A 4,631-nucleotide genomic window follows, 5' to 3' on the forward strand; every position below is an offset into this window, starting at 1 on the left:
CGCTCCCACGCTCTGCGTGGTAGCGCCAGGACCCAACCACAGACACGATTCCTGTGGTTGGCTATGCATTCCCACGCAGAGCGTGGGAACGAGGTTTCTGGTGGGTTTTGCGACAGCCTCCTGCGCGGGAAAGACGGAGGGTTTCTGGTGGGTTTTGCGACAGCCTCCTGCGCGGGAAAGACGGAGGGTTCCTGGTGGGTTTTGCGACAGCCTCCTGCGCGGGAAAGACGGAGGGTTCCTGGTGGGTTTTGCGACAGCCTCCTGCGCGGGAAAGACGGAGGGTCAACCTTTTGCGACAACCTCCTTCGTGGAGATGACTGTTACGAGGCGCAGGTGTCAGGTATTAGCTAATACCAAAGTGTTTTTGAGAAAAGGCAACCCGCTCTTCAATCGGCAAATCGTGCTTGCGCAGTGCTTCGATGGTTTCAAGCCTTGGTTTAATCCCCTGCCCATTGGCAATCTGAATAGCAAGTCCTGGTCGTGCATTAAGCTCAAGAATCAGGGGGCCAAGGTTTTTGTCCAATACCAGGTCCGCGCCAAGATAGCCCAGCTGAGTCATTTCATAGCAGGCTGCAGAAAGGCTCAGTATTTTATGCCAGTGGGGGACGTTGAGTGCAGAGAAATCATGACCGGTATCCGGATGTTGATCCACAGGCAGGTCATGCTGTACTGAGCGAAGGCTGTTGCCGGTGGCAATGTCCAGGCCAACCCCGACAGCGCCCTGGTGAAGGTTTGCTTTGCCATCGGATGCCCTGGTCGCCAGACGCATCATCGCCATAACGGGAAACCCTCGAAAAACAATGACCCGAATATCCGGGACGCCTTCAAAACTGTAGTTTTTGAAGATAGGGTCAGCAACAATCAGGCTTTCGATAACGGCGACATCGGTTTTGCCACCAAGGCTGTAGAGGCCGCCAAGGATGTTGGAAACATCACGGCTGATAGCATCAAAGGAAAGGCTTTCACCACTGGCTTTTACGTAGCGGTCTCCATCCCGGCCGGTAATGACCAGAATGCCTTTGCCGCCACTGCCCTTGGCGGGTTTGATAACAAACTGCTGCAATGGCTCAAGGATGTTCTTCAGCTTTCGAATATCGGACTGGTATTCGATGACGCCGATCAGCTTTGGTACATCAATACCGGCTTTTTCAGCCATGCGTTTTGTTGTGAGCTTATCATCCACCAGAGGTAGCAGCCGTCTGGGGTTATATCGGGAGATATAGTTCAGGTTACGGCTGTTCATGCTTAGAATCCCGGCTTCACGAAGCAGGGTTGGGGTTGTGATTGAGTTTTTTCTAAGCGTGTCATGAATAAAAGTACTTAACCATCCCATGGGAAACTCACCTCTATTGTCCGATCATGCTTTTGTGAGCTCATGGCTGTTTATTGTCAGAATGAACCAGTGGGTAGAATCGCTTTAATTCCAGCAGACGGTAGCCAGTGTACTGGCCCAGTAGCAGGACGATACCAAGTAACGTCAGCATTAATTCAGGGAAATTAAAGGTCAGCTGTTCAACGATGGGGTTGGACATCAGCAGATAGCTCATTGTCGCTACCAGAAGACTGCCGCCGCCTTCTTTCACGACATCCTCTGGTCCTTCTTCCTCCCAGAGAATAGACATCCTTTCAATGGTCCAGGCCAGGATAATCATAGGGAAGAAGGTGACCGTGAGGGCCTGGGTAATTCCCATCTTCCAGCTTAAGATACTCATGGCGGCCATGATCAGTATGACCACGATAATGACCGCGCCGAGGCGTGCAACCAATAGCATATTCTGCTGGCTCAGGAAGGAGCGAATCCATAAGCCAATAGACACGAGGGATATAAAGATCACCAGCCCGGGCAGTAATTGAGTCTGAAGAAATGCCATGGCAATAAGCACCGGCATAAACGTACCGGATGTGCGCAGTCCGACCATAATGCGCATGATCAGGACTACAAGCACGCCGATAGGAATCAGCAGGATAATTTTAAAAGCGTTCTGAACTTCAAGTGGCAGAGAGTAGATGGAAAAGTCAATTAACGCTGCTCCATCCTGAGTTGCCTGGGTAAGGGCCAGTTCCCGGGTAGGAATGTTCTGGGAAATAATGGAGAACTTGATGTCTGAGTCTACACCACCCATTACATCCAGTAGTGACTTGGCACCGCGCTGCCAGAGGAAAAATGATTCAGGGTTGCCCGCTTTGCCTGTTCTGGGGTCAAAGAGCTGCCACTCTTTGCCGTCGTATATTTCAATCATGTCAACGATGGGTTGTCTGCGGCGACCATCTTCAAGGTGCAGCCCCCGAACAATGCGAGCGGGAATATTACCCATGTGAAGCAGGTTGACCAGCAACTCAGGGAGTGTGACACCGTCTTCTACCATGCCACGTAGCATATTGGTATTCTGGCTGGGTTCTCTGGCATTGAACTGACTGATCATCGTGCCGGTAAAGCTGACAGGGTCTGCTGAACGGTCTGTTACTCGTTTCAACAGGCCTTGAGCGGCAGTTTGATAAGGTTCAGGAAGGACGGGAGTAATAAATGCTTCAGGCTGGTCTTCAACGCTTTGGCTGATACCAGATTCCAGGTGAAGTTTAACCTTGTAGAACAGATCCTGACGACCATCTGCTTTGCGAATACTCCATTCTACACGACGCTGGCCTCCATCATTGGTTTGATTGATACCGTAGCCGGGTGAAGCAAACGACTCATCCAGAATGCGTACATCCGATTGCTGGTCGGGAAGGGTCAGGCTGGCCTGGGCCGCCTCGCCCCGGGCTTTGAAGCTGACCCAGGCCTCAATACTCCAAACGGTTGATACGTCCTTGCCCAGCAGAGGAAAACCCAGTGCAAAATGCTTGTACAGGGTTAATCCAAGGCCGGCCACAATCAGAACGGCAATCATAAGGCCAAGCTGAAAACGACCTTTCATCTTTCTCTCCGCTTTTTACTGTTTATTGGAGCTCAGGGCTGTTACAGCTCAGGGCTGTCTGGTGTCGGAAGTATATTCTCTGGAGACATCAACCAGAGCCCGTTTCTTAAGAAAGCGGACACCGATAAGTGCAGGGTACTCATAGTTTTCCCGGTTGCGCAGGGTAAACTGAGTGGGGCAGATAATACTGCCAATCAGGGTATTCAGGGTAATGACCGCACGGCGTTCAGACTCTTCGCCATGTCGTTTGATGCGGACAAAGCGAGTAACCGGCTCTTCCATGGTAATAAGGTCTCCGGCGGAGTTTGCCAGCTGAAAGCGAACCCAGTCATGATCATTCTTCTGGAATAGCTCGATGTCCCGCGCATCAATAGAAGACGTCAGTGCGCCAGTATCAATGCGAGCCTTCAGGACAGTGCCTGAGTCTGGCAATGTCATATACTCAACAGCCCCCAGGGTAGCCAGCCCCTTGACGCTGACAGGCTTTATTATTGCCCGTGTGAAAGACTTCTGGGTGACAGGAACTTCAGTTTTGCGGTTATTGGAGCTGATCACCGACTTGGTGGCGATAAACTTCTGATTGACATCAATAACCGCAAGATCCTGCATAAAGCTTCTGCCTATCAACAGAGGCGACTGGTACTTGCTGCGGTCAGTAAGAGAAATCGGGACCGCCTGGGTAATGTCTCCAATCGTCACGGTAAGGTTAATGACCGGGCGTTCATCTGAGGGCAGTCCGGGGCGTTTGATCTTGATAATGCTTTTAACCGGTTGCTCCATGGGTATCGTACCTTTGGAGGTCCGGTGAAGATCAAATTTGACCCACTTTTTCCCGTCTCGTTCAAAGAACTGGATATTTCTGGCATCAGCGGAGCTGTTCTCAGCACCGGTATCCAGTTTTGCCTGGATAGTGAGGTTCAGGTTTGGCAGGGATGCTGTTTCATTAATACCCAGCACCAGACGTCCATTCTGGTGGGCTGGTGTCTGTATGGTCTGTTCGCGGATGGTGATCGTATGGGTCTCATCAGGAGGCTGTGATGTGTCCTCCGGCCTTGATGGCAGGATGGGCTGACCCGATTTATCAGGAACTGGAATGGGTTGAAGGATAATCGTACTGTCCTTTTTGGGACGCTCTTTATAAAAAACTGTCTGGCAGCCGGATAGAATCATGATTAGAAAAAATATAGCGGGCAGGGCCAGGTTTCGGGACATATGACTAGTACTGTGATTTTTTGGGGATTATTAAGGTTCACGCGTCATATGCGTGTAGCCATGGCTGTTGCCTGTAATCAACGGAATCAGAAAGGCTTTGGAACAAGCTTCTGGTCATAGATGGCTGAAGTGCTGGCAACTTTAAAAGTCAGGAAGCTTACTTGATCTGCCGTCACTTGCCAATTCCCAATCATGATTAAATTCTGATCTCAGGGGAGTGGCATTGTAGAAAGTACGAGTCCTCCCAAAACCGCGTTCCCACGCTCCCCGTGGGAACGCATACGGAGCTGGCCGTATGAGTGGGAATCGCTCTTTGCCCGAGTTCCTGCGGTGCAGCAAAGCTCAAATAGCCATACCACCGTCATCCCCGCCTTCGAGGGTGTCGCAAAAGGGCAAAACACCCCCCGACCGTCATCCTCGCGAAGGCGGTTGTCGCAAAACCCTCCTCGCTCCCACGCTTTTAGGCCCTGTGGGTCCTGCGTGGTAGCGCCAGGACCCAACCAC

General features: G+C 51.4%; 3 protein-coding genes. All 3 read right to left on the reverse strand.

The window, feature by feature from the left end:
- Positions 1–343 precede the first annotated feature (343 nt).
- From RM811_RS20700 to RM811_RS20710, 3 genes are read right to left on the reverse strand one after another with little or no spacing between them, the layout of a single operon-like run.
- Positions 344–1,333, reverse strand: a complete 990-nt coding sequence (locus RM811_RS20700; RefSeq protein WP_402527828.1) for an alpha-L-glutamate ligase-like protein — start codon at positions 1,331–1,333, stop codon at positions 344–346.
- A gap of 40 nt (positions 1,334–1,373) precedes the next feature.
- Positions 1,374–2,915 carry an inactive transglutaminase family protein gene (locus RM811_RS20705; RefSeq protein WP_402527829.1) on the reverse strand — a complete coding sequence of 514 codons (1,542 nt, stop codon included), beginning with the start codon at positions 2,913–2,915 and terminating at the stop codon, positions 1,374–1,376.
- A 48-nt stretch (positions 2,916–2,963) separates the two neighbouring features.
- Complete coding sequence (locus tag RM811_RS20710; RefSeq protein WP_402527831.1) at positions 2,964–4,127, reverse strand: ATP-dependent zinc protease; 1,164 nt, start codon at positions 4,125–4,127, stop codon at positions 2,964–2,966.
- Between the last annotated feature and the right edge of the window lie 504 nt (positions 4,128–4,631).

The sequence above is a fragment of the Endozoicomonas sp. genome, from assembly GCF_031844845.1.
GTDB lineage: Bacteria > Pseudomonadota > Gammaproteobacteria > Pseudomonadales > Endozoicomonadaceae > Endozoicomonas.

Excerpts from the sequence above, each read along its gene's own strand:
- RM811_RS20705 (WP_402527829.1), bottom strand. The coding sequence starts at position 2,915 with ATGAAAGGTCGTTTTCAGCTTGGCCTTATGATTGCCGTTCTGATTGTG.
- RM811_RS20700 (WP_402527828.1), bottom strand. The coding sequence starts at position 1,333 with ATGGGATGGTTAAGTACTTTTATTCATGACACGCTTAGAAAAAACTCA.
- RM811_RS20710 (WP_402527831.1), bottom strand. The coding sequence starts at position 4,127 with ATGTCCCGAAACCTGGCCCTGCCCGCTATATTTTTTCTAATCATGATT.